Annotated in this window: 1 rRNA gene (only partly in view); it reads left to right on the plus strand. The window is 48.3% G+C overall.

What is annotated here, in order from left to right:
- Positions 1-16 precede the first annotated feature (16 nt).
- Positions 17-288, plus strand: a 23S ribosomal RNA gene (locus N0K08_RS17940) (it continues 2,553 nt past the right edge of the window).

Genomic DNA, 288 nt, shown 5'->3' on the forward strand with positions numbered 1-288 from the left:
GACGTCAAAGTTATAGGGTCAAGTGACTAAGAGCATATGGTGGATGCCTTGGCGATTACAGGCGACGAAAGACGTGATAGCCTGCGATAAGCTTCGGGGAGCTGGCAAATAAGCTTTGATCCGGAGATTTCTGAATGGGGAAACCCACCCGCAAGGGTATCGCATGATGAATACATAGTCATGCGAAGCGAACCGAGTGAACTGAAACATCTAAGTAGCTCGAGGAAAAGACATCAACCGAGATTCCGAAAGTAGTGGCGAGCGAAATCGGAACAGCCTTCTAGTGAT

Origin of the sequence: Acidovorax bellezanensis (genome assembly GCF_025421555.1) — a bacterium.
GTDB lineage: Bacteria > Pseudomonadota > Gammaproteobacteria > Burkholderiales > Burkholderiaceae_C > Comamonas > Comamonas bellezanensis.